Origin of the sequence: Methylobacterium sp. 13MFTsu3.1M2 (assembly GCF_900112625.1) — a bacterium.
Lineage (GTDB): Bacteria > Pseudomonadota > Alphaproteobacteria > Rhizobiales > Beijerinckiaceae > Methylobacterium.
Genome location: NZ_FOMM01000002.1, coordinates 1 through 22,980, shown reverse-complemented (window position 1 = coordinate 22,980; position 22,980 = coordinate 1). Strand labels below are relative to the sequence as shown.

Genomic DNA, 22,980 nt, shown 5'->3' with positions numbered 1-22,980 from the left:
AGAGGGTCGGGGTGAGGGACGATGAGTTTCAGGATGGAGCACGGTCTTGACCCGCGGTCGCCTCGCGCCTCGTCCCGACGGCCCTGATCCCTCACCCTGTCCCTCTCCCGCACGGGAGAGGGGACCCGAGTGTCCTTCGGCTCCGCTGTGGCCCAGCCCCCAGTGTGGATCCGGAAACCTCCAACGAGGGAGGCGGATGCCTGGGTCCGCGTCAGCCAGACTGTCACGGCACCGCACCGGCGGCGCGCCCGTCCGTCGCCTGCGCCGAAGGCATCGGCCGCGCCGCCGCGCCCCAGGGGAAGCGGCCGACCTTCACGGACTTGATCGGCTGGAACGTCGCGGCGTCGATCACCGTCACGTCGCCGGAGACGCCGTTGGTGGTGAAGAGCCGCGTGCCCGCCGCGTTGAGCGCGAGCTGCCAGACCCGGCGGCCGACCAGGATGTAGCTCTCCACCCGGTAGGTCGCGGTATCCACCACGGCGACCCGGTCGGACGGCCCCAGCGCCACGAAGGCGTGGCGCCCGTCCTTGGCCATCTGGATGCCCACCGGCTGGATCCGGTCGGCCGCGATCCCCTTCACGGCGAACTCGATCGTCGCGATCACCGCGCGGGTGGCGACGTCGATCACCGACACGGTGCCGCCGATCTCCGAGGACGCCCACAGCCGGGACCCGTCGGCCGTGAAGGCGGCGAAGCGCGGTCGCTGCCCGACCGGCGTCGCGTCCACGGCCGCGAGGGTCTGCGTGTCGATCCAGTGGACCATGTTGGTCGTCTCGGAGGTCGTGACGGCCGTGCGCCCGTCCGGGCTCACCGCGACGCCCTCCGGCTCGATGCCGACGTCGATCTGCGCCAGCACCCGGCGGGTCTGCGCGTCCACCACCGTGGTGGTGGCGTTCTCCTCGTTGGCGATGAACAGGGTGCGCCCGTCCGGCGCCAGGGCGAACTGCTCCGGATCCTCGCCCGAGGGCAGGTCGTGCCGGACCTGCCCGGTCTCCGGGTCGATCACCTGCACGGCGTCGGAGTCGCTGGCGCAGACGTAGAGCGACCGCCCGTCGCGCGAGAAGGTCAGCCCGCGGGGCCGACGGCCGACCGGGAAGGTGCGCAGCACCTCCAGGCTGTCGCCGTCGATCACCGAGACGGTGTTGTCGCGCTCGTTCGAGACGAAGATCTCCTCGGCCCACGCGGGGCCCGCGAGGCAGAGCAGCAGCGCGAGGGCGGCGAGCCGGGTCATTCTGACGTCCCCGAGAAGGCGCGGCAGGCACTCTCGGGCGCGTCGAGGCCGAGCGTGTCGAGTTCCGTGCGGTGGTGGAGGAAGCCCTCGATCGGCGCCGTCGCGGTGACGGCCCCGGGCCAGAGCAGGAAGACCGGCTGGCGCAGCTGCCCGTCCCAGGCGCGGAAGCTCAGGGGGCGGCCCTTGAAGCCGCCGATCTCGAAGCCGGGCGCCGTCAGGGCGGCGCGGACCGTCGCGGGGTCGGTGCTGCGCGCCTTCACGGCCGCCTCGCCGACGGCGTGCACCGCCATCCAGCCGGCCCAGTCGACGGGCCGCATGGCGCGCCCGGCGAGCTTGCGGAACCGCCCCTGGAGCTGCACGGCGGCCCAGGCCTCCACGGGCCGCCCCCAGGCGGCCGGCGCGAGGCCCTGCGTGCCGACGAGGGGCCGGGGCGAGGCGGTGTTGTAGTTGAGGCTCGCGCCGAACGCGCCGGCCTCGTCGGCCACCGCGACCACGTCGTGCTCGGGCCCGCGGGTCGGCAGGGCGAACTCGCGCAGGGCCGTGTCGCGGACGTCGCCCCCCTGCGGGTCGTAGCGCGACTCGGCGACGATCCGCGCGCCGAACTTCCTCGCGCTGCGCCGCAACGCCTCGGCGAAGAGCGCGTCGCCTGGCGCCGGCCCGGTCACCAGCAGGATCCGGGACCAGCGCTTGAACGCCAGGAACTGCACCAGCGCGTCGGACAGCATGGCGCGGGACGGCAGGACGTGGAGCAGGTTCCTTCGGCAATCGGCGTCGCGCAGGCGCGTGTCCGGGGCGCCGATGTTGAGGAGCACGCTGCCCTTCGCCTCCGGCAGGTCGGCGAGCGCGAGAACGTCGGCAGCCGGGGCGTTGAGCACCACGAAGCGCCGGTCGGCGAGGTCCCGGAAGGCCTGGCGGATGTCGGCGCCCGGCTCGACGATCGTGGTGCCGAGGTCGAAGCCGAGGCCGAGGAACCGGCCGGTGGCGTTGGAATCGCGCAGGCCGAGTTCCGCGCCCTTGGCGCCCTCGTCGTCGGGGATCGGGTCCTCGTTGTTCAGCGGCGCCGACCGCTCGACCCGCCGCTCCAGGTAGCGGATCGTCAGGGGCGGGCCGGCCGGCGCGGGCGCGGCCTGCCCCTGCGCGAGCGGCGCCAGGGTCGCCATGGCCGCCACGGCCGTCAGCACGACGGCGCGCCGCAGGCCGGCCCATGGCCCGCCGCGCATCCCGGGCCGCCGCGCACCGGAGGACACCATCCCCGCCCGTCTCCTCCAGCCCCGCGGCGCTCGTCTTTGGCCGGGAGTCTAGGAGCGGAGTAGCGCCCTCCGATATTATACCAAGGTGCACAAACCGGGTTTGATGCAGTGCAACACAAGTCGTCGATGGCGCTAATCTGGCCGATCCGTACCAAAGCATAATGGGTCCGCCGCCCGGTACTTGCTAACCGTCGTGCAACGACGACGGGAGGGGCGGATGCGCACGATGAAGACGGCGGCGGGCGGCGTGATCGCGGCGCTGGGACTGGCCCTGGCCGCCGGCGGCGCCCTCGGGCACGGCGATGTCCAGCCCCAGCCGGTCAACACCGACGGCCTCAAGCCGCTGGGCGCCGAGTGGGTCGCCGAGAACCCCTACAAGGACGACAAACACGCCATCGCGATCGGCGCCTCGGGCTTCAACCAGAACTGCGCCCGCTGCCACGGCCTGGAGATGATCTCCGGCGGACTCGCCCCTGACCTGCGCTACCTGCCGCAGGGCAAGGAGGGCGACGAGTACTTCGTCGAGCGCATGAAGCATGGCGCCGTCATCAACGGCGTGACCAAGATGCCGGCCTTCGAGGGTGTGATCTCGCAGGAGGGCCTGTGGGCGATCCGGAGCTACATCGAGTCGAAGCATGAGGAGTAGCGCGCGGCTCCTCCTCGCCTGCGGCCTGCTCGCGGCCCTCCGGTTCCAGCCGGAGGCGGCCGCGCGCCCCCTGGACCAGGTCGTGGCCGACGGCACCCTGCGTGTGGCGGTCTACGGCGACAACGCGCCGTTCTCCGGGGAGGAGACCGGCAGGCCCCGCGGCATCGACGTCGATCTCGCCCGCGCGATCGCCGACAGGCTCAAGGTGAAGCTCGACCTGCGCGTGGTCGACGCCGGCGAGAACGTCGACGGCGACCTGCGCCTGAACCTGTGGCGCGGCGACCTCGCCGGCACGCCCCTCGCCGACCTGATGCTGCACGTGCCGACCGACCGGCAGCTCGCCCTGCGCAACGAGCAGGTGTTTTTCACGGCGCCGTACTTCGAGCAGGAGATCGCCTTCGCGTACCGCAAGGGCGTGCTGGACGGCTTCGACAGCCTCGACGACATCGGCGACCGGAGCGTCGCGCTGGAAGGCACGGGCGCCGCCGACCTGATGCTGCTGACCGCCCAGGGCGGCCGCTTCCGCCCGAACCTGAAGCACTACAGGAGCTTCGAGGAGGCCGCGAAGGCCTACCTCGCCGGCGAGGCTCCGATCCTGGCCGGAACCCGCGCGGCGATCGAGGCGGCGCTGTCCGCCGCGAAGGCCCCGAAGGACGACAACCCGATCGCCACGGCCCCGTCGACGGGGCTGGTGAAAACGCGCTGGGAGATCGGCGGCGCGGTGAGGACCGATTCCCGCGACCTCGCCTACGCGGTCGGGGACGCGATCACGGCACTGAACGCGGAGGGTCGGCTCAGGGCGATCTGCGAGAGCTACGGCGTCACCTACGCGCCGCCGAAGGGGTATTGAGCGCATACGTCATCGCGAGCGCAGCGAAGCGATCCAGACAGCGCGCCATCGTGGGATGCTGTGCTGCCCTGGGTCGCTTCGCTGCGCTCGCGATGACGGTAAGAGCGAACATCAGATCTCCCGAACGAGACCTCCCTCGGATTCGCGCCAATCCGAGCGCCGATCTCGACGAATACATTGCATTCGCCGGTCCGCAGAGTGGCCTTATTGGACCAATGGCCAATAAGACTTCTCTGAGAAGCCCGATAGCTTCGTCCTCCAAGGGGGCGCCCCGCGACTCGTGCGGCCCGCGTCGAAACCCGGATGCCCCGGCCACACGGACCGGGGCCGACCACGGAGGACACGTCATGAGAATGCGGACCCGGTTCCTCGCCGCGGTGGGCGTCGCCGCCCTCGTGGCGGGCGGCGCCCTGCCGGCCATGGCCCAGGGGGTCACCGAGCAGGACATCATCAACGACGCCAAGACGCCCGGCGACGTGGTCACCTACGGCCTCGGCCCGCAGGCCCAGCGCTTCAGCCCGCTCAAGACCCTCAACCGCGACAACATCAAGGGCCTCGTCCCGGCGTGGTCGTTCTCGTTCGGCGGCGAGAAGCAGCGCGGCCAGGAGAGCCAGGCGCTGGTCAAGGACGGCATCATCTACGTCACGGGCTCGTACTCGCGCATGTACGCGATCGATTCCCGCAGCGGCGAGAAGAAGTGGGAGTACGACGCCCGCCTGCCGGAGGGCATCCTGCCCTGCTGCGACGTCGTGAACCGCGGCGCCGCGCTCTACAAAGACAACGTCTATTTCGGCACGCTCGACGCCAAGCTCGTCGCGCTCAACACCAAGACCGGCAAGGTCGTCTGGCGGAAGGAGATCGACGACTTCAAGGCCGGCTACAGCTACACGGCCGCCCCGATCATCGTGAAGGGCAAGATCATCACCGGCGTGTCGGGCGGCGAGTTCGGCGTGATCGGGCGCATCGAGGCCCGCGACGCCGAGACCGGCGAGGTCGTGTGGAAGCGGCCCGTGATCGAAGGCCACATGGGCGAGCTCAACGGCAAGCCCTCGACCATGACCGGCAAGGTCAACGAGAGCTGGCCCGGCGACATGTGGAAGTTCGGCGGCGGCGCCACGTGGCTCGGCGGCACCTACGATCCCGAGACCAACCTGATCTACTTCGGCACCGGCAACCCCGGCCCGTGGAACTCCTGGCTCCGGCCGGGCGACAACAAGTGGACCTCCTCGCGACTCGCCCTCAACCCCGACAACGGCGAGATCGTCTGGGGCTTCCAGACCACCCCGCACGACGGCTGGGACTTCGACGGCGTCAACGAGTTCGTGCCGTTCGACCTGAACAAGGGCGGCAAGACCATCAAGGCCGGCGCCACCGCCGACCGCAACGGCTTCTTCTACGTCCTCGACCGGACCAACGGGAAGTTCATCTCGGCGACGCCGTTCGTCGAGAAGATCAACTGGGCCAAGGGCATCGATGAGAACGGCCGCCCGATCTACAACGAGGAGAACCGCCCCGGCGACCCGAGCAAGGCGACCGGCGACGACAAGAAGGGCAAGTCGGTCTTCGCGGTGCCGAGCTTCCTCGGCGGCAAGAACTGGATGCCGATCGGCTACAGCCCCGACACCAAGCTGTTCTACGTGCCCTCCAACGAGTGGGGCATGGATATCTGGAACGAGCCGGTGAACTACAAGAAGGGTGCCGCCTACCTCGGCGCCGGCTTCACCATCAAGCCGGTCTTCGACGACCATATCGGTTCGCTCAAGGCGATCGACCCGGCCTCCGGCAAGGTCGTGTGGGAGTACAAGAACAAGGCCCCGCTCTGGGCCGGCGTGCTCACCACCGCGGGCAACCTCGTCTTCACCGGCACACCGGAGGGCTTCCTGAAGGCCTTCGACGCCAAGACCGGCGAGGAGGTCTGGAAGTTCCAGGTCGGGACCGGCGTGGTCTCCTCGCCGATCACCTGGGAGCAGGACGGCGAGCAGTGGGTCGGCGTCGCGGCCGGCTGGGGCGGCGCGGTCCCGCTCTGGGGCGGCGAGGTCGCCAAGTCGACGGCCGGCATTAACCAGGGCGGCAGCTTCTGGGCGTTCAAGCTGCCGAAGACGGTGGCGTCGCGCTGAGGGCCCGCAACCGAAAGCGTGCCGGTCCCCGCGGGCCGGCACGCCCAGGTCCCGGGGCCGGGCTGTCGTCTCAACACCCGCTTGCGCCCCGGGGCCGCATCGATCACCTTCGGACCTCCCGCCCGCGTATTCGGCGGATCCTGTGAGGATCTCGAGCGAAGGACCGAGGTCTCCGTGCATCTCCTGATCGTCGATGACCACCCGCTGTTCCGCGACGCCCTGGCGGCCACGATCCGCCTCGCGCACCCGGACGCGGTGCTGCACGAGGCCGACGGGATCGAGGCGGCCTGCGCGGTGCTGGCCGCGAACCGCGGCATCGACCTGACGCTCCTCGACCTGTCGATGCGGGGCGTCACCGGCTTCGACGGGCTGATCACCATCCGGGCGAGCTTCCCGCGCATCCCGATCCTGATCGTCTCCGGCCACGAGGATCCGCGCATCGTCCGCGAGGCCCTGCAGCACGGGGCGGCGGGCTTCGTCCCTAAGGCCATGGACAAGGCGACGCTCACCCGGGCGATCACCGAGGTGATGAGCGGGGCGCTGTTCCTGCCGCCGGGGCTCGCCGAGGCCGGCGCGCCCGCGCCCCGGTCCAAGAAGGCGCCGCTGGCCGAGCGCCTCGCCCGGCTGACGCCGCAGCAATTGCGGGTCCTGATGATGATCCGTCAGGGCAAGCTCAACAAGCAGATCGCCCACGAGCTCCAGGTCGGCGATTCGACCGTGAAGGCGCACGTCTCGGAGATCCTGCGCAAGCTCGAGGTCATCAGCCGCACGCAGATCGTGATCGACACGGCGTCCCTCGACTTCGACCAGATCCACAACAGCCACTCGGCCTGACGACGCGATCGCGGGATCCGGCCTGCGGCTCGGGGATCGCCGCGACCGCGGCTGCGCGTCCGGACCCGCCCCGTGAAGCGACCGGATCATATGCGCCTGCCGCAGAACAAACCCAAGTTATGGGTCGACTCATTCATCTGACGCAGTCCTGACCCCCTCGCGGCATCCCTCAATCGAGATCGATATGAGGCTATCTATCGGCGTGCGAGCCGATTGATCCGGTGACCTCGCCGGCTCCTCGCGACGGTGGATCAGGTTGTGACCGGCATCGATGGTCCGACGACGCGCGGGCGACATCAGCAGATCGACACCCACGCCCTCCTGACCACCGGCCGCCACCGGCGCCGCGCCACCGTCGGGGCCGCGCCCGAGCCGGAGCCGGTGCCGTGACCCTCCCCGGATGGCGCGACTGGGCCTTCGCGCTGAAGACCTACGCGGCGGCGATGCTCGCCCTGTACCTCGCGCTCTGGATCGACCTGCCGCGGCCCTACTGGGCCCTCGGCACCGTCTACATCACCAGCCAGGTCCTCTCCGGCGCGACGCGCGCGAAGGCCGCGTACCGGGTCTGCGGCACCGTGCTCGGCGCGGCGGTCAGCGTCGTGCTGGTGCCGAACCTCGTGAACGCGCCGCTCCTGCTGAGCCTCGCGGTGGCGCTCTGGGTCGCGCTCTGCCTCTACGTCTCCCTCCTAGACCGGACCCCCGCGAGCTACCTGCCGATGCTCGCCGGCTACACGGCGGCGCTGATCGGTTTCCCCGCCGTCGACGATCCCGGGGCGATCTTCGACACGGCGGTGGCGCGGGCCGAGGAGATCTCCCTCGGTATCGTCTGCGCCAGCCTCGCCGCCACGCTGATCCTGCCGCAATCGGCGGCCCCGCTCATCGTCGGACGGCTGAACGACTGGTCGGCGGAGGCCCGGGCCTGGATCCGGAGCGCCCTCGCGGCCGCCCGAGCGCCGGAGGCCGTTGGGCCGAGCCAGGGCCGGCGCCTGCGCCTCGCCTCGGACGCGATCGGCCTCGACGCCCTCGGCCTCGCCCTGCGCAACGAGGCGACGGGCGCGGAGCGCGCCGCCGAGGCCTTCGCGCCCCTCCGTCAGCACATGCTGATGGTCCTGCCGATCGTCGCCGCCGTGGCGGACCGCGTCGCCGCCCTCGAGCAAGCCGGCGCGGTTCCGGCGCGGGTCCGGGCCTTCCTGTCGGACCTCATCGCCTGGCTCGCCGACGAGGTCGACGATCCGGATCGCGCCGCGCGGCTGCGCGACCGGATCGACGGGTTCGAGCCCGCCCTCGGCCGGGCGCCGGACTGGAATACGCTCCTCCTCGCGAGCCTCGCGGCGCGCCTGCGCGACGTCATCGACCTGCGCCAGGATCTGCGGGCACTGCGCGGCCACCTCGCGGCCGGCACCGCGCCCCGCGCGCCGCTCGCCTTCGCCTACACGGCCCGCGTCCGGTCGATCCGCCACCGGGACCACGGGCTGGCCGCGTTCTCGGCCTTCGGGGTGTTCGCGGGCCTGCTCGCCTGCTGCGCCATCTGGATCGCCACCGGCTGGCCGGACGGCTCCGCGGCGCCGATGATGGGCGCGGTTGCCTGCTGCCTGTTCGCCGCGCAGGACGATCCCGCGCCGCAGATCCTGAGCTTCGCCAACTCGGCGATCGTCGGCGCCCTCGGCGCGGGCCTCTACCTATTCGCTGTGCTGCCGCTCGCCACCTCCTTTGAGATGCTGGCCCTCGCGCTCGCGCCGGCCCTGATCCTGTGCGGATTGATGATGACGCAGCCGCGCACCGCCCCGATGGGCATGGGCGCGGCGCTGAACGGCGCGACCCTGCTGGCCCTCCAGAACGGCTACAGCGGGGACTTCGCGCCCTTCGCCAACGGGGTGATCGCCTCGGTGGTGGGCATGTGGATCGCCGCCGCGGTGACCCGGGTGATCCGCTCGGTCGGCGCCGGCTGGAGCGCGCGGCGGCTGATCGGGATCAACCGGCGCAGCCTCGCGGCCGCCGCGGCCGGGCGCGGCGCCGGCCACGGGCTCGAACTCGCGGCCCTCATGCTCGACCGCGTCGGCCTGATCGCGCCGCGGCTGGCGAGCCTGCCCGCGGACACGTCCGCCTCCGTGGGCGACCTGCTGGCCGATGTCCGGGTGGGCATCAACCTCGTGGAGGTCCGCCGGGTGCGCCGGCGGCTGACGGGCCCGGCCCGCAACACAGTCGACCGGGTCCTCGCGCTGGCGGCGCGCCAGCTGCGCGGCCGGACCGACCGGCCGGACGCGGCGCTGCTCGCGGCGCTGGACGAGGCGCTCGACGCCGTCGCGGGCGCGGCCCCGTCGCCGGAGCGGCGCGCCGCCCTGATCGGCCTCACCGGCCTGCGCCGCGGGCTCTTCGCCGACGCGCCGGCCTACCGGGCGGCGCCAGCCCTGGACCACCGGGAGATGGCGGCATGATGGGCGAGATCGACCTCTGCGGCGTGTTCGTACCGGGCCTCGCCCTCTGGATGGCGCTGGCCTTCGCCCTCGGCCTGCCGCTGTGCCGCCTGCTCGCGGCGACCGGCCTCTACCGCCTCGTCTGGCACCGGCCGCTCTTCGACCTCGCCCTCTACGTCGTCCTGCTCGGCGGCGTGGTGACCCTCGCCCACCGGACCCTGCCATGACCGCCCTGTTCTCCGCCCTCGGCCGCCTCCTGGTCACCCTCGGCATGGTCGCCGCGGCGCTGATCGTCGGCCTCGGCCTGTGGGACTATTACATGGACGCCCCCTGGACCCGGGACGGGCGCGTGCGCGCCGACGTGGTGGCGGTGGCCCCCGACGTCTCCGGCCTCGTCACCGAGGTGCTGGTGGAGGACAATCAGGTCGTGCGGAAGGGCGACATCCTGTTCCGGATCGATCCGGACCGGTTCCGCCTGGGGCTGCGGCAGGCGGAGGCGATGGTGGAGGGCCGCAAGGCGACCGCCGAGCAGGAGGCGGCCGACTACGCCCGCTACAGCAGGCTCTCCGACGCGGCGGTGTCGCAGCAGCGGGTCGAGGCCGCCAAGGCGGCCGACCTGTCGGCGCGGGCCGCCTACGAGCAGGGCCTGGCGGATCGCGACCTCGCCAAGCTCAACCTGGAGCGCTCGGCGGTGCGCGCCCCGGTCAACGGCCGGATCACCAACATGGAGCTGCGGCCGGGCGCCTACGTCACCACCGGACGCGGCGTCATGGCGCTGATCGACAGCGACACCGTCCGGATCGAGGGCTACTTCGAGGAGACGAAGCTGCCGCGGATCCGCGTCGGCGCGCCCGTGACCATCGAGCTCATGGGCGAGGACGGGGCGCTCCGCGGCCACGTCGCCAGCATCGCCGGCGGCATCGGCGAGACCGGCCGCAGCGACGCCTCCAACCTGCTCGCGAACGTGAACCCGACCTTCTCGTGGGTGCGCCTCGCCCAGCGCATCCCGGTGCGGATCAGCCTCGACGGCGGCACGGCGGATCCGCGGCTGGTGAGCGGCCGGACCGCGACGGTCTCGATCGCGCCGGCGGCCGGCGGGGAGGCCCTGCGCTGGCCCTGGACGGGGTGGCGCGAGGCGCGCACCCGCTGAAGGCGCGACCGAACCATCCGGGCGCGCCCGGGTTGGCCTCACACCACAGCCCAACGACCTGTCAGGAGGCCCCATGTCGAAGACGATCCTCGCCCTCGCCACGTCATTCGTACTCGCCACGTCCGGGGCGGCGCTGGCCCAGGCGCCGCAGACCGGCGGCGCCAACCAGGGCAACGTCAACAAGTCCGGCGCGGTGGGCGGCACCGGGACCGGGACCGGCTCGATGGAGAGCACCGGGTCCACCGGCGCCGGCATGGCGCCCGGCACCAGCGGCGGCCCGCGCGTCAGCACCCCGGGTGCCCCCGCCGGCAGCAGCTCGGGCAACGGCGCCACCGGCAGCGGCGCTGCGCCCAGCGGGAAGTAGGCCCCGCCGGTTCTCCCTCCCGCCGCCGTGGGGGGAGGGAGAACCCGTCAGGTCCCGATCCGGACCGGCGTGTGCCCCGGCCCTACGCGCCGAGGCCGCCCACGCACAGGTACTTGGTGTTCAGGTAATCCTCGATGCCCTGGTACGAGCCCTCGCGGCCGAGGCCGGATTCCTTCACGCCGCCGAAGGGCGCCACCTCGGTGGTGATGATCCCCTCGTTGATCCCGACCATGCCGTATTCCAGCGCCTCCGCGACCCGGAAGGTGCGGCCGAGGTCGCGGGTGTAGAAGTAGCAGGCGAGCCCGTACTCGGTGTCGTTGGCCATGCGGATCGCCTCCGCCTCGTCGCGGAAGCGGAACAGCGGCGCCAGCGGCCCGAAGGTCTCTTCCCGGGCCACCGCCATGGCGGGGGTGGCGCCGGTGATCACCGTCGGCTCGAAGAACTGGCCGCCCAGCGCGTGGCGGTGGCCGCCCGCCACCACCCGGCCGCCCTTCTCGACGGCGTCGCGGATATGGGCCTCGGTCTTCTCCACGGCCGCCATGTCGATCAGCGGCCCCTGGGCGACGCCGTCCTCGACGCCGTTGCCGACCTTCAGGCGGTTGGCCGCCTCGGCCATCTTCTCCGCGAAGGCGTCGTAGATCCCGTCCTGCACCAGGAAGCGGTTGGTGCAGATGCAGGTCTGGCCCGAATTGCGGTACTTGGCGAGCATCGCGCCGGCCACCGCCTTGTCGAGGTCGGCGTCGTCGAACACGATGAACGGCGCGTTGCCGCCCAATTCCATCGAGACCTTCTTCACCGTGTGGGCGGCCTGCTCCAGCAGCACCTTGCCGACCTCGGTGGAGCCCGTGAAGGTGATCTTCTTGACGAGCGGGTTGCCGGTCATCTCGGCGCCGATCGCCCGGGCCGAGCCGGTGAGGATCGAGACCGTGCCGGCCGGGAAGCCGGCGCGCTCGCACAGCACGCCCCAGGCGAGGCCCGAGAGCGGGGTCTGCGAGGCGGGCTTGATCACGATCGGGCAGCCGGCAGCGAGCGCCGGGGCGATCTTGCGGGCGATCATCGAGGACGGGAAGTTCCACGGCGTGATCGCCGCCACCACGCCGACCGGCTCCTTGGTGACGAGGATCTTGCGGTCGCCCCAGGGGGAGGGAACCACGTCGCCGTAGACGCGGCGCGCCTCTTCCGCGAACCACAGCACGTAAGCGGCCGACATGGCGACCTCGCCGCGGGACTCGGTCAGCGACTTGCCCTGCTCGGCGGTGAGGATCTGCGCCAGATCCTCCTGATGCTCGGTCACGAGCGCCGCGAGCTTGCGCAGCAGCACGGCGCGCTCGTTGGCGGTCTTGGCGCGCCACGCCGGGTAGGCCTCGTGCGCCGCCTTGATCGCCTGCCGGGTCTCGTCGGCGCCGGCATTCGGCACCTTGGCGATCAGCGCGCCGGTCGCCGGGTTGGTGACGTCGATGCTGCCGGAACCGGCCTTCGACCATGCGCCGCCGATCAGGCAGGCATCGACCAGCAGGGCGCGGTCCTTCAGGGAGGGGGTCTCGAACTCAGGCATCCAACGGTTCCTTCGGCGGCCGCGGCATGTCGGGCTGGGACATGCCGGGCCGCGGCTTGAGAGGCACGCTCTGGGCCGTATTCCTCGCCTGCGCCTCGGCTTTTGTCTCGAAGACATGGGGAGCCAGGTCGCGGCTCGCCAACGAGGCGCCGAGTTTCAATCGCAAGAACGCGCTCGTGGTATACCGGGACGCGGTCTCGTAATAGCGGTTTTCGAGATAGGCGATCGCCGAGAAGTAGGCGTCGCTCACCGTCGGGTCGATCTCGAACCCGTCGTAATTGGCGATCAGGTGGACCTTCCTGCCGATCTCCTGGCAGGCGCGCTCGTATTCGCGGCGCACCAGCTCAACGTCGTCGATGGTCCGGACCTGGAAGCCCTCGAGGTTTGAGAACAGGATGTTGCGCTCCGGGTCGTAGCTGATCCGCTCCGACAGCGAGAGGCCCAGCAGCCAGGGTTCCAGCGCCATCACGGACTCGCGGAACAGGCGCGGATCCATCGGCTGCGGATCCTGCACGATCGGGGTGAAGCCCATCTGCCCGAGGATGTCGCGCGCGATGTCGATGCCCGGCGCGACCTCGACCAGCTCCATGCCGGCCCGGGTCCGCCGGAACACGCAGCGCTCGGTCACGTAGAGCACCGGCTGGCCGCGCTCGGCCGCGTAGGCCCCCGAGAACGTCACCTGCTCGACCGCGGCGATGAATTTTTGCGAGCGGCCCTCGCTGAGGATCCGGATGCCGCCGTCCTCCACCGCCACCTTGAGGCCGTCGGCCGTGAAGGTGCCGGCGAAGACGAGGCTCTTGGCGTTCTGCGAGATGTTGATGAACCCGCCCGCGCCCGCGAGCTTCTTGCCGAACCGGCTGACGTTGACGTTGCCCTCGGCGTCGCACTGGGCGAGGCCCAGGCAGGCGAGATCGAGGCCGCCGCCGTCGTAGAAGTCGAACTGCTGGTTCTGGTGCAGCACCGCGGCCGGGTTGAGGGCGGCGCCGAAATCCAGCCCGCCCTGCGGCAGGCCGCCGATCACGCCCGGCTCGGCGGTGAGCGTCAGGTACTTGAGCACCCGCTCCTCGGCGGCGACCGCCGCGACGCCCTCGGGCATGCCGATGCCGAGATTGACCACGCCGCCGGGCGGCAGCTCGAAGGCGCAGCGCCGGGCGATGACCTTGCGGGTGTCGAGCGCCATCGGGGCGACGCGGTCCAGCGGCACGCGCTGGCGGCCCGTGAAGGCGTGGTTGTAGGGCGTGCCGTAGGTCTGGCGGTGGTTCTCGGGCGTGCTCAGCACCACGCAATCGACCAGCACGCCGGGCACCTGCACCTCGCGCGGGTTGAGGGAGCCGGCCTCGGCGAGCCGCTCGACCTGGGCGATCACGAAGCCGCCCGAGTTCTTCGCCGCCATGGCGGCGGCGAGATTGTCGAGGGTGAGCGCCTCGCGCTCCATGGTGATGTTGCCGGCCGGGTCGGCCGTGGTGCCGCGGATCAGCGCGACGTTGACCGGGAAGGCCTTGTAGTGGAGCCAGGATTCGCCGCCGAGCTCGACCACGCTGACGAGGTCCTCCTTCGTGACGGCGTTGAGCTTGCCGCCCTCCAGACGGGGGTCGACGAAGGTGCGCAGGCCCACCTTGGTGATGTGGCCCGGCGTGTGGGCGGCGATCTCGCGGTAGAGGTGCGAGACCACGCCGAGCGGCAAGTTGTAGGCCTCGATCTCGCCCGCCACCGCCATGGCGCCGAGCTTCGGCACGAGCGCCCAGTGGCCGCCGACGACGCGGCGGACGAGGCCCGGGATCGCGAGCTTGTTGAGGCCGCGCTCCTTGCCGTCGCCGGGGGCGGCGGCGAACATCAGGCCGATCCCGTGCGGGCCGTTGCCGGACTCGAAGCGGCGGGCGAGCGCCAGGATCAGCTCGTCGGGCGTGCCGATCCCGACGAAGCCCGAGACCGCGACCATGTCGCCGTCCTGCAGGATGGCGGCGGCCTCATCGGCGCTGACGATCTTGTTCTTCAGGCTGCCCATGCGGCACTCCCCCGAGCCTGCACGTTATCCCCGCTTGCCGAGCCAGTCGGCGATGCCGGAGCCCAGCAGCTTCTGTGCCTTGCCGCCGACGAAGACGCCGACATGGCCGCCGGGCAGCCCCATCTCGGTGTAGTCGGTGGTGCCGATCTTATCCTTCAGCGCCTGCGAGGTGGCCGGCGGGATGATGTGGTCATCCTGGGCGAAGACGTTCAGCACCGGGCAGGTGATGGCCTTCAGGTCCACCCGCCGGCCGCCGAGCTCGAAGGCGCTCTCGACCAGCTTGTTGTCCTGGTAGAGGTCCTTCAACCACTGCTTGGCGGCCTCGCCGGGATGGTCCGGCCGGTCGGCGATCCACTTCTCCATGCGGAGGAAGTTCAGGAACTTCTTCTTGTCGTCGAGGGCGTCGAGCAGGTCGAGGTTGTACTTCGTCATGGTGCGCATCGGCGTCATCATCGAGAACACCGAGCCCATGAAGGCGCCGGGCAGCGACCCCTGCGCCTCGATCAGCCGGTCGACATCCTCGGGCGTGAGCGACCGGGTCCAGACATTGATGAAGCCGTGGCCGGCCCGGTTCTCCCGCGTGTCGGCGTGGAAGTCGATCGGCGTGATGGTCAGCACCATCGCGTTGACGGTCTCGGGGTAGAGCGCCGCGTAGCAGGTGGTGAAGACGCCGCCCTCGCAGATGCCGAGCAGGCTGATCCTCTCCCGCCCGGCCGCCTCCTGGATGAAGGCGACGCACTCGGCGAGGTAGCCGTCCACGTAATCGTCGATGGTGACGTAGCGGTCGGCCCGGCCCGGATTGCCCCAGTCGACCACGTAGAGGTCGAGGCCGAGATTCAGCAGGTTGCGGACGAGCGAGCGGTCCTCCTGAAGGTCGGCCATCGTGTAGCGGCCGATCAGGCCGTAGACGATCAGCACCGGCGGCAGGCCCTTGCTCTCGGCGAGCGGCCGGTAGCGGTAGAGGCTGACCTTGTCCTGGCTCCAGACCAGGTCCTTCGGCGTGGTGGCGATCTCGACATCGGCGTCGCTGACATCGGCGAACAGCCTGGCGCCCTCGCTGATGCGGCGGCCGAGGGTGCCGACCTCGGCCAGCAACGCGGCCGGGGTGAGATTCAGCGGGGCGGCCGGCCCCTTCGGCTTCTCCTGATCAGCCATGGGCGTCCTCCCCGACCCGTGAACCGCCGGCTCTCGCGGTCTTGCCGGCCTGCCGACGCTCGCGGCGGAGCGCCCGGACTTCCCGGCGCAGCTCGGTCAGGCTCTTGTGGACGTCGTCGAGCTCGGCCCGGGTCGGCTGGCCGTAGAACTCGGACAGGAAGGCCGCGACGTCCTGCTGGGCGAGCCGGAGGTCCGTGGAGGCCCGCAGGACCGCCCGCTGCGAGGCCAGGAACGCGTCGGAGCGCTGGACCTCCAGTAGGACCGCGTTGGCGGTCTCGATCCACCGGCTCATCATCTCGCGGGCGGAGGCGAAGCTCTCGCCGTTTTCGGCGCGGGCATTGGCCTCCTTCGCGAAGGTCCCGGCCGCCCGCGTCCAGGCCTGCAGCATCACGGCCTGATGCTCGCTCTGCGCCCGCCGCAGGCTCGCCCAGGCGGTGAACAGCGCCGCGTAGCGCCGCTCGGTCTGCCACAGGTCGGCGAGCTGCGGGCCCTCGGCCATGCGGGTCAGGGCGGCGTCGAACTCGGCCGAGCCGCCGAGCCAGGCCTGTGGATCGAAGATCCGGGCGAGCACCGCTCCGGCCGTCGGGTCCGGCGCGCCGGGGCCGCCCTGGAGCGAGCGCGTCAGCGTCTGCGAGAGGGCGCTGGCGGCGGTCCAGGCCTCGGTCAGCTTGGCCTGCGCCGCGGCGAGATCCGCGAGGTCGCCGCCCGGGAAGGTCGGCCAGCCGAACCCGGGCGCGGACTGCCCAGCGCCCGGGGTGAAGAAGCCCGCGCCGGCCCGCGTCCAGAACTCGCTCATCGCCCGGAACGCGTCGAACTGGTCCATGCTGGCGTCTCTCCTCACAGCCCCGAGGCTGAAACCGTCGCCCCCGTCCCCGCGAGCGGAGCGAAGCAATCCAGCAGCGCCACGCTCGGCGAGGGCGCGCCGCCCTGGGTCGCTTCGCTGCGCTCGCGATGACGGTGTGGGCTGGACTGATCGGGCGACAGCCCCAGCATCACCGCCGTCGTCATGCTCACGCCGCCGGCCGCGCCTCTCCCAGCGCCTCGGCGTAGATCGCGAAGGCGTCGTCGTAGGTGACCTCGCGCGGGTTGTTCACGAGGAGCCGCGTCTGCTTCATCGCGTCGGTGGCCATGCGCTCCAGGTCCTGCCGGGCGACGCCGACCTCGGCGAGCGAGGCCGGCACCTTGCAGTCGCGGCAGATCGCGTCGAGGCTCTCGACGAAGCGCTGGGCGGCCTCAGGCTGCGGCAGGTCCGCGGCCGCGGGGTCGAGGATCGGCGCCAGCTCGGCGTAGAGCGCCTCCGCGTGCGAGAGGTTGAAGCGCATCACCCCCATCAGCACCAGGGCGTTCGAGAGCCCGTGCGGCACGTGGAAGATCGCGCCGACCGGGTAGGCGAGGGCGTGCACCGCCGCCACCGGCGCGTTGGCGAAGGCCATGCCGGCGAGCATCGAGCCGAGCAGCATGCCGGAGCGCGCCTCGAGGTTCTTCCCGTCCGTGCAGGCAGTCCGGATGTTGGCCGAGAGCAGCGCCAGGGCCTGCTTGGCGAGCTGGTCGGAGATCGGGTTCTTCTTGTTCTTGCTGGTGAAGGCCTCGATGGCGTGGACCATGGCGTCGATGCCGGTCGCCGCGGTGACGTGCGACGGCAGGCCGAGCGTCAGCTCCGGGTCGAGCACCGCCCAGTCGGGCAGGAGCTTCGGCGCGACGACGCCCTTCTTCTCGGTGGTCGGCGTCGTGACGATCGAGATCGGCGTCACCTCCGAGCCGGTGCCGGCCGTGGTCGGCACCAGGATCAGCGGCAGGCGGTCGCCCTTGGCGAGGCCGACGCCGTAGATCGCGTCGAGCGGCTCGTCGGACTTGGCGAGGTAGGCCACGAGCTTGGCGGTATCGAGCGCCGAGCCGCCACCGATCGACAGGACGAGGTCGGTCCCGAGCTCGCGGGCGCGCTTGGCCGCCGCCTCGATCACCGTCGAGGGCGGGTCGGCGACCACGTCCTCGTAGACGTCGAGGGTGACGCCCGCGGCGGCCAGGGCCGCCTCGGCGGCCTGGGTGAGGCCGGCGCTGCGCACGCCCTTGTCGGTGACGAGGAGGACGCGCTTGGCCCCGAAGCTGCCGACGATCTCCGGCAGCTTCTTCGCGGCGCCGGCCTCGAACAGCACGTTCGGCGTGGTCTGGAAGGTGAACGGGTTCATCGCGCTGCCCTGTCTTGCGTGCCGACCATCTGCGAAACCGGCCTCACTCGGCCGGCTCGAAATCCTTCACCTTGGCGCGCAGCTCGTCGACCAGCACGCGGGTGTTCTCCGAGTAGTCGATCGGCACCGCCACGAGGTGCACCCCGCCCGCCGCGAAGGCCCGGTCCAGCGTCGGCACGAGGTCGTTGACCGACTCGACTCGGTGGCCGGTGGCCCCGTACGACTTGGCGTAGAGGACGAAGTCCGGGTTGCTGAAGGTCATCCCGTAATCGGCGAACTTGTCGACCGCCTGCTTCCAGCGGATCATCCCGTAGGCCGAGTCGTCGAGCACGAGCACGACGAGATTGAGCTTCAGCCGGACGGCGGTCTCCATCTCCTGGCTGTTCATCATGAAGCCGCCGTCGCCGCACACCGCCATGACGCGCCGCTTCGGGTAGAGCATCGCCGCCATCATGGCCGAGGGCAGGCCGGCGCCCATCGTGGCCAGGGCGTTGTCGAGGAGCAGCGTGTTGGCGACGTAGGTCCGGTAGTTCCGGGCGAACCAGATCTTGTACATCCCGTTGTCGAGGCAGACGATGCCGTCCTCCGGGATCACGCGGCGCACGTCGCGCACGAGGCGCTGCGGCGTCACCGGGAAGCGGTCCTCGCCGGCCCGGTCGCCGATATGGCTGAGGATGTGCTCGCGCAGGTGCAGCAGCGCGCCCGCGTTCGGGAGCTTGCCGTCGAGCTTGTCGGCCAGGAGCTTCAGCGTCGGCCCGAGGTCGCCGACCACCTCGGCATCCGGATAGTACACCTGCTCGACGTTGGCCGGCATGTAGCCGATGTGGACGACCTTCTGGTCGGCCTGGCCCATGAAGAAGGGCGGCTTCTCGATCGTGTCGTGGCCGATGGCGATGATCAGGTCGGCCTTGTCGATCGCCTCGTGGACGTAGTCGCGCTCGGACAGGGCCGCGGTGCCCATGTAGAGGTCGGTCCCGCCCGCCACCGTGCCCTTGCCCATCTGGGTGGTGAAGAACGGGATGCCGGTGCGCTGCACGAAGCCGCCGAGCTCGCCGGTGGCGCGGGGGCGGCTCGCGGCGGCGCCCAGCATGATCAGCGGGCGCTTGGCCTTCAGGATCATGTCCGCGGCGCGCGCGATGGCGGTCGGGTGGGCGACCGGGATGTCGATCGGGTGCGAGGGGACGAGGTCGGCCTCGGCCTCCTCGGAGGCAATGTCCTCGGGCAGCTCCAGCAGCACCGGGCCGGGGCGCTCCTCGGTGGCGACTCGGAAGGCGTCGCGCACGATGGTGGGGATCGAGGAGGCCGAGACGATCTGCCGGGCCATCTTGGTGATCGGCTTCATCGACGAGATCACGTCGACGATCTGGAACTTGGCCTGGCGCGAGGACAGGATGCCCTTCTGGCCGGTGATGATGATCATCGGCATGGCGCCGAGATGGGCGTAGGCCGCGCCGGTGGAGAAGTTCAGGGCGCCCGGGCCGAGCGTCGAGAGGCAGACGCCGGGGCGGCCGGTGAGTCGGCCGTGGGTGGCGGCCATGAAGCTCGCCGCCTGCTCGTGGCGGGTCAGGACCAGCTCGATCTTGGAGTTGCGCAGAGATTCGACGACGTCGAGGTTCTCCTCCCCGGGAATCCCGAAGATGCGGTCGACGCCCTCGTTCTCGAGGGCCGCGACGAGGAGATCTGAACCTTTGGGCATGCGACGTCTCGCTGATGTAACGGTGTTCCCCGGCCGTCCGGGTCGATTCCGGCACTGTGATCGCGAGGCCGTGAACGACACGAGACGGAGGAACACCCCCCGAATACTCGGTTCGTTAGAGGGCCCCCCTGTAGGGTGGTCAAGGGCCGTCCGGGCCCGTGACGTCACAGAGCCGGCCGGATGCTAACGTGCGGTCCGCCGCCCCGGCTTCGGGCCGGTCGAGCGCACCGGCGGGGCCGACCCGGCTGCCGCGATGGGACAGCGATGGATCGCATCGAGAGCGACAAGACCGTGCCGCCGGAGGACCAAGAGGCGGATGCCCCGGCCGTGGACTCGGTGCTGGCACCGGTCGCCGATTTCCCGCGGATCGACCTCCGCGCGGGCGTCGAGGCCTGGGACAAGCGGCGCAAGGCCGGCAAGCGGCTGCGCGCCGAGGTGCCCCACGCGGGCCAGGCCGCGCTGGCTTCCGATCCCGACCGGCCCGACCCGGTCGCCCTAATCGAGGCCGCCCACGCGGGCCGCCAGCCGCACCTGATCCCGCTGCGGGTCGCCCGGATGGCGAGCTCGCCCTTCGCGTTCCTGCGCGGGGCCGCGCACGTCATGGCCTGGGACCTGTCGCGCGGGCCGCGCAGCGGCATCGACGTCGTGATGAACGGCGACGCACACACCGACAATTTCGGCCTGTTCGGCACGCCGCAGCGCGACATCGTCCTCGACCTCAACGATTTCGACGAGGTCACGATCGGCCCGTGGGAGTGGGACCTCAAGCGCCTCGCGGCCGGGCTGGCGGTCGCCACCGACGACGCGGGCCTGCCGGCAGGCGAGCGGCGGGCGGCCGTCATGGAGGCGGTCTCCGGCTACCAGCACACGATGCGGCGCCTCGCGCCGCAGGGCTCCCTCGACGTCTGGTACCAGACGACCCGCGCCGACGGCCCGCACATCGCCGGGCTACAAATGAACGCGGAGGCCCGGGCCGTGGTCCGCCGGGCGGTCGACAAGGCGCGGCGTCGCAACAACCGCAGCCTGCTCGCCCAGGTGGCCGAGCGGCGCACCGACGGCACCTGGCAATTGCAGACCGACGCGCCGATCCTGGCGCCCGTGGACGCGGCGACCCGCGAGGGCGTCGTCACCGGCCTGGAGCGCTACGCCGAGACCCTGCCGCGGGAGCGGCGCTTCATGCTCGATCGCTACCACGTGGTCGACGTCGCCCACCGCGTCGTCGGCGTCGGCAGCGTCGGGACCCGGGCCTACCTCGCCCTGCTGTTCGGCAATTCCGACGCCGACGCGCTCTTCCTGCAGGTCAAGGAGGCGGTCCGACCGGCGCACGCGCCGTACCTGCCGGGCGTGCCGGCGCCGTTCTCCGGGCACGAGGGCGAGCGGGTGATCTACGGCCAGCGCCTGCTCCAGGCGGTGGGCGACCCGCTGCTCGGCTGGACCAGCATCGCGGGCCGGCCGTTCTACGTGCGCCAGATGAAGAACCTGAAGGGCGCGATCCCGCTGGCGCGGATGTCCGGCGCGCCGCTCCTGACCTTCTCGTACGCCTACGGGACGCTGCTGGCGCGCGCCCACGCGCGGACCGGGGACGCGGCGGCGATCGCCGGCTATTGCGGCAGCGGCAAGCACCACGACCTGAGCGGGGCGATCGCCGACTGGGCCGCGGCCTACGCGGAGCGCAATGCGGCCGACTTCGCCCTGTTCCGCGCGGCGATCGCGAGCGGCCGCCTGGAGGCCGCAGCGGATCCGTGCCTGTGACGGTGCGGTCTGCTCGCGGCCGGTCGATGCCGTCCGCACGTCCGTCCTCGCGAGCGGAGCGAAGCGATCCAGATCGCGCGACGCCGGCCAGCCTCGCGCTGTCCTGGGTCACTTCGCTCCGCTCGTGAGGACGGCACGGAATGCGTCGACCGTCGCGTTCAAGCGGAAAGCGTATCAGATGATGCCCGGCGCCGGCGGCTCGTGGGCCAGCCGGACCAGGAGGTCCCGCAGCCAGCGGTGGGCCGGGTCGTGGTCGTAGGAGGCGTGCCACAGCATCGACACGGGCACGTCGTCGAGGGGCACCGGCACGGGGCTGACGCTCAGCGCCAGGGCGCTGGCGAAGGAGGTGGCGAGCCGGGCGTGCATCGTGGCGATCACCGGCGCCGCGCGGACCATGAACGGGACCACGAGGAAGCGCGGGGTCGTCACCGCCAGGGTGCGCGAGCGCCCGATCAGCGCGAGGGCGTCGTCGACGACCCCGTGGGCGGTCTCGCGCAGGGACGTCAGCACGTGGGGGAAGCGCAGGTAATCGTCGAGCCCGATCGGCGGCTCCAGGCCGATCAGGGCGGCGTTGAACAGCACCACGTAGCTGTCCCGGTAGAGGAGGCGCTGCTTGTGGTGGAGCTGCCCCTCCGAGAACAGGCCGATGGCGAGGTCGACCCGGTCGGCGTCGAGCTCGTCGAGGATCCGGGTCCGGTCGACCGAGCGCAGCAGCAGCCGGATGCCGGGCGCCTCCCGCCGGAGCTGCGCGATCAGCCGCGGCCCGAGCAGCGCCTCGACGCTGTCCGGCAGGCTCACCGTGAAGACGCGTTCGACGGTGGCCGGGTCGAACCGCTCCTCTCGGTGCACCAGCGCCTGCACCTGCCGGAGGGTGGCGCGCAGCGGCTCGGCGATCTTCAGGGCGCGGGGCGTCGGTCGCATCCCGTCCGGCGCCCGGGTCAGGAGCTCGTCGTCGAACAGGCGGCGCAGGCGAGCGAGGCTCGAGCTCATCGCCGACTGGCCGATCCCGACCCGCGCGGCGGCCCGCGTGACGCTGCGCTCGTCGAGCAGCGCGTCGAGGGCGACCAGCAGGTTCAGGTCGATCCGGCTGAGATCGATATGGTCGATGGCCACGGGCGTCGCGTTCGGTGGAGGATCGGAGTGCCGACATAGCAGATGCGACGGCTTGCCCGTCATCCCGAAGTCGCGCCGCAGCGTCCCGGAGTGACGGCAGGGCTCGGCCCATGTGACGGTGCCCGCGGCCGATGGTTTCTCGGCACCGACGTCCTTGCGAGCGGAGCGAAGCGAGCCAGCAGCGCGACGCCTGCCGATGTTGCGCGACCCTGGGTCGCTTCGCTGCGCTCGCGATGACGGAGAAGCGTCGTCGAGAGCGGCACGCGGCTCAGTTTGCCTTGACAATGTTCCTATTTTGTGCTTCCTGACCGCACCTGTCCGCGGCGGCCCGGGAGCGATCCCGGGGCGTCCTTCGGGGGCCCGCCCGGTGGCTGACCGCGCGGGTCCGGGGACGGGGCGGCGCCCGCGTCGGTGGCTCTCAGCCGCCATCGCCCCGGGCGACGGACCGGTGCGGGGCGTGCCTCGGACGCGGGCGTGAGACCGGGCGGCACTCTGCCCGGCGGGGTGAGGAAATGCCCCCGCGCCGACCCGCCTCTGGGCCGACCCTGAGCGACCTGCGGACCCGCCCACTACGAGGCGGGGGACGGCTGGAAGGCCACGGCGCCGATGCGGGTTCCGGAGGTGCGGGCACGGCGTGCGAGTACGGCGTGCCTGCACCTCGA

At 71.5% G+C, this 22,980-nt stretch carries 20 protein-coding genes; 10 read left to right on the top strand and 10 right to left on the bottom strand.

Features of this window, described 5'->3' with window-relative positions:
- Positions 1-223: 223 nt before the first annotated feature.
- Positions 224-1,231 (bottom strand): YVTN family beta-propeller repeat protein, encoded by a 1,008-nt coding sequence (locus tag BM314_RS00105; RefSeq protein ID WP_091976343.1) that lies wholly within the window; start codon positions 1,229-1,231, stop codon positions 224-226.
- Positions 1,228-2,481, bottom strand: coding sequence for an ABC transporter substrate-binding protein (locus tag BM314_RS00100; RefSeq protein ID WP_091976341.1), 1,254 nt, complete (start codon positions 2,479-2,481; stop codon positions 1,228-1,230). The genes BM314_RS00105 and BM314_RS00100 overlap by 4 nt, the downstream gene beginning before the upstream one ends.
- A 217-nt stretch (positions 2,482-2,698) precedes the next feature.
- Here BM314_RS00100 and pedF point away from each other — a divergent pair, with 217 nt between their 5' ends.
- The 9 genes from pedF (at position 2,699) to BM314_RS00055 (ending at position 10,856) form a co-directional block, all read left to right on the top strand.
- Positions 2,699-3,127, top strand: a complete 429-nt coding sequence (pedF, locus tag BM314_RS00095; protein WP_210187337.1) for a cytochrome c-550 PedF — start codon at positions 2,699-2,701, stop codon at positions 3,125-3,127.
- On the top strand, positions 3,117-3,977 hold the full coding sequence (locus BM314_RS00090) for a substrate-binding periplasmic protein (protein WP_091976340.1): 861 nt from the start codon (positions 3,117-3,119) through the stop codon (positions 3,975-3,977). Before pedF ends, BM314_RS00090 begins: the two co-directional genes overlap by 11 nt.
- 347 nt (positions 3,978-4,324) lie before the next feature.
- Entirely contained in the window at positions 4,325-6,094 is a 1,770-nt protein-coding gene (locus tag BM314_RS00085; protein ID WP_056527719.1) for a PQQ-dependent methanol/ethanol family dehydrogenase, read from the top strand.
- Between the two features lie 174 nt (positions 6,095-6,268).
- Positions 6,269-6,928, top strand: a complete 660-nt coding sequence (locus BM314_RS00080) for a response regulator (RefSeq protein ID WP_020095062.1) — start codon at positions 6,269-6,271, stop codon at positions 6,926-6,928.
- Positions 6,929-7,186: 258 nt separating this feature from the next.
- Positions 7,187-7,318: a hypothetical protein gene (locus tag BM314_RS31210; protein ID WP_020095063.1), complete on the top strand. Its 132-nt coding sequence runs from the start codon at positions 7,187-7,189 to the stop codon at positions 7,316-7,318.
- Positions 7,315-9,363 (top strand): FUSC family protein, encoded by a 2,049-nt coding sequence (locus BM314_RS00070; protein WP_091976338.1) that lies wholly within the window; start codon positions 7,315-7,317, stop codon positions 9,361-9,363. Before BM314_RS31210 ends, BM314_RS00070 begins: the two co-directional genes overlap by 4 nt.
- Positions 9,360-9,569 carry a DUF1656 domain-containing protein gene (locus BM314_RS00065; protein WP_091976337.1) on the top strand — a complete coding sequence of 70 codons (210 nt, stop codon included), beginning with the start codon at positions 9,360-9,362 and terminating at the stop codon, positions 9,567-9,569. The genes BM314_RS00070 and BM314_RS00065 overlap by 4 nt, the downstream gene beginning before the upstream one ends.
- Positions 9,566-10,492, top strand: coding sequence for an efflux RND transporter periplasmic adaptor subunit (locus tag BM314_RS00060; RefSeq protein WP_091976335.1), 927 nt, complete (start codon positions 9,566-9,568; stop codon positions 10,490-10,492). Before BM314_RS00065 ends, BM314_RS00060 begins: the two co-directional genes overlap by 4 nt.
- 73 nt (positions 10,493-10,565) lie before the next feature.
- Entirely contained in the window at positions 10,566-10,856 is a 291-nt protein-coding gene (locus BM314_RS00055) for a hypothetical protein (RefSeq protein WP_020095067.1), read from the top strand.
- A gap of 82 nt (positions 10,857-10,938) precedes the next feature.
- Here the strand turns inward: BM314_RS00055 and BM314_RS00050 are convergent, their stop codons facing one another.
- From BM314_RS00050 to BM314_RS00025, 7 genes are read right to left on the bottom strand one after another with little or no spacing between them, the layout of a single operon-like run.
- Entirely contained in the window at positions 10,939-12,411 is a 1,473-nt protein-coding gene (locus tag BM314_RS00050) for an NAD-dependent succinate-semialdehyde dehydrogenase (RefSeq protein ID WP_020095068.1), read from the bottom strand.
- Positions 12,404-14,416, bottom strand: coding sequence for an acyl CoA:acetate/3-ketoacid CoA transferase (locus BM314_RS00045; RefSeq protein ID WP_091976333.1), 2,013 nt, complete (start codon positions 14,414-14,416; stop codon positions 12,404-12,406). Before BM314_RS00045 ends, BM314_RS00050 begins: the two co-directional genes overlap by 8 nt.
- A gap of 24 nt (positions 14,417-14,440) precedes the next feature.
- A complete protein-coding gene (phaC, locus tag BM314_RS00040) occupies positions 14,441-15,571 on the bottom strand; it encodes a class III poly(R)-hydroxyalkanoic acid synthase subunit PhaC (RefSeq protein ID WP_091976332.1) in 1,131 nt (376 codons plus the stop codon).
- A complete protein-coding gene (locus BM314_RS00035) occupies positions 15,564-16,394 on the bottom strand; it encodes a poly(R)-hydroxyalkanoic acid synthase subunit PhaE (RefSeq protein WP_091976330.1) in 831 nt (276 codons plus the stop codon). The genes phaC and BM314_RS00035 overlap by 8 nt, the downstream gene beginning before the upstream one ends.
- Before the next feature lie 14 nt (positions 16,395-16,408).
- Positions 16,409-16,585, bottom strand: a complete 177-nt coding sequence (locus BM314_RS30425) for a hypothetical protein (protein WP_170868012.1) — start codon at positions 16,583-16,585, stop codon at positions 16,409-16,411.
- Positions 16,582-17,757 (bottom strand): iron-containing alcohol dehydrogenase, encoded by a 1,176-nt coding sequence (locus BM314_RS00030; RefSeq protein ID WP_091976329.1) that lies wholly within the window; start codon positions 17,755-17,757, stop codon positions 16,582-16,584. Before BM314_RS00030 ends, BM314_RS30425 begins: the two co-directional genes overlap by 4 nt.
- 43 nt (positions 17,758-17,800) lie before the next feature.
- On the bottom strand, positions 17,801-19,453 hold the full coding sequence (locus tag BM314_RS00025; RefSeq protein WP_091976328.1) for an acetolactate synthase large subunit: 1,653 nt from the start codon (positions 19,451-19,453) through the stop codon (positions 17,801-17,803).
- Positions 19,454-19,717: 264 nt separating this feature from the next.
- On the opposite strand from BM314_RS00025, the gene BM314_RS00020 reads away from it, so the two are divergent.
- Complete coding sequence (locus BM314_RS00020) at positions 19,718-21,205, top strand: DUF2252 domain-containing protein (protein WP_091976326.1); 1,488 nt, start codon at positions 19,718-19,720, stop codon at positions 21,203-21,205.
- 174 nt (positions 21,206-21,379) lie between these two features.
- Here BM314_RS00020 and BM314_RS00015 read toward each other — a convergent pair whose 3' ends face one another.
- Positions 21,380-22,318 (bottom strand): LysR family transcriptional regulator, encoded by a 939-nt coding sequence (locus BM314_RS00015; protein ID WP_020095076.1) that lies wholly within the window; start codon positions 22,316-22,318, stop codon positions 21,380-21,382.
- Between the last annotated feature and the right edge of the window lie 662 nt (positions 22,319-22,980).

Bases quoted from the DNA above. Each gene is read 5' to 3' on its own strand.
- BM314_RS00105 (WP_091976343.1), bottom strand. From the start codon at position 1,231: ATGACCCGGCTCGCCGCCCTCGCGCTGCTGCTCTGCCTCGCGGGCCCC.
- BM314_RS00100 (WP_091976341.1), bottom strand. From the start codon at position 2,481: ATGGTGTCCTCCGGTGCGCGGCGGCCCGGGATGCGCGGCGGGCCATGG.
- pedF (WP_210187337.1), top strand. From the start codon at position 2,699: ATGCGCACGATGAAGACGGCGGCGGGCGGCGTGATCGCGGCGCTGGGA.
- BM314_RS00090 (WP_091976340.1), top strand. From the start codon at position 3,117: ATGAGGAGTAGCGCGCGGCTCCTCCTCGCCTGCGGCCTGCTCGCGGCC.
- BM314_RS00085 (WP_056527719.1), top strand. From the start codon at position 4,325: ATGAGAATGCGGACCCGGTTCCTCGCCGCGGTGGGCGTCGCCGCCCTC.
- BM314_RS00065 (WP_091976337.1), top strand. From the start codon at position 9,360: ATGATGGGCGAGATCGACCTCTGCGGCGTGTTCGTACCGGGCCTCGCC.
- BM314_RS00060 (WP_091976335.1), top strand. From the start codon at position 9,566: ATGACCGCCCTGTTCTCCGCCCTCGGCCGCCTCCTGGTCACCCTCGGC.
- BM314_RS00055 (WP_020095067.1), top strand. From the start codon at position 10,566: ATGTCGAAGACGATCCTCGCCCTCGCCACGTCATTCGTACTCGCCACG.
- BM314_RS00050 (WP_020095068.1), bottom strand. From the start codon at position 12,411: ATGCCTGAGTTCGAGACCCCCTCCCTGAAGGACCGCGCCCTGCTGGTC.
- BM314_RS00045 (WP_091976333.1), bottom strand. From the start codon at position 14,416: ATGGGCAGCCTGAAGAACAAGATCGTCAGCGCCGATGAGGCCGCCGCC.
- phaC (WP_091976332.1), bottom strand. From the start codon at position 15,571: ATGGCTGATCAGGAGAAGCCGAAGGGGCCGGCCGCCCCGCTGAATCTC.
- BM314_RS00035 (WP_091976330.1), bottom strand. From the start codon at position 16,394: ATGGACCAGTTCGACGCGTTCCGGGCGATGAGCGAGTTCTGGACGCGG.
- BM314_RS00030 (WP_091976329.1), bottom strand. From the start codon at position 17,757: ATGAACCCGTTCACCTTCCAGACCACGCCGAACGTGCTGTTCGAGGCC.
- BM314_RS00025 (WP_091976328.1), bottom strand. From the start codon at position 19,453: ATGCCCAAAGGTTCAGATCTCCTCGTCGCGGCCCTCGAGAACGAGGGC.
- BM314_RS00020 (WP_091976326.1), top strand. From the start codon at position 19,718: ATGGATCGCATCGAGAGCGACAAGACCGTGCCGCCGGAGGACCAAGAG.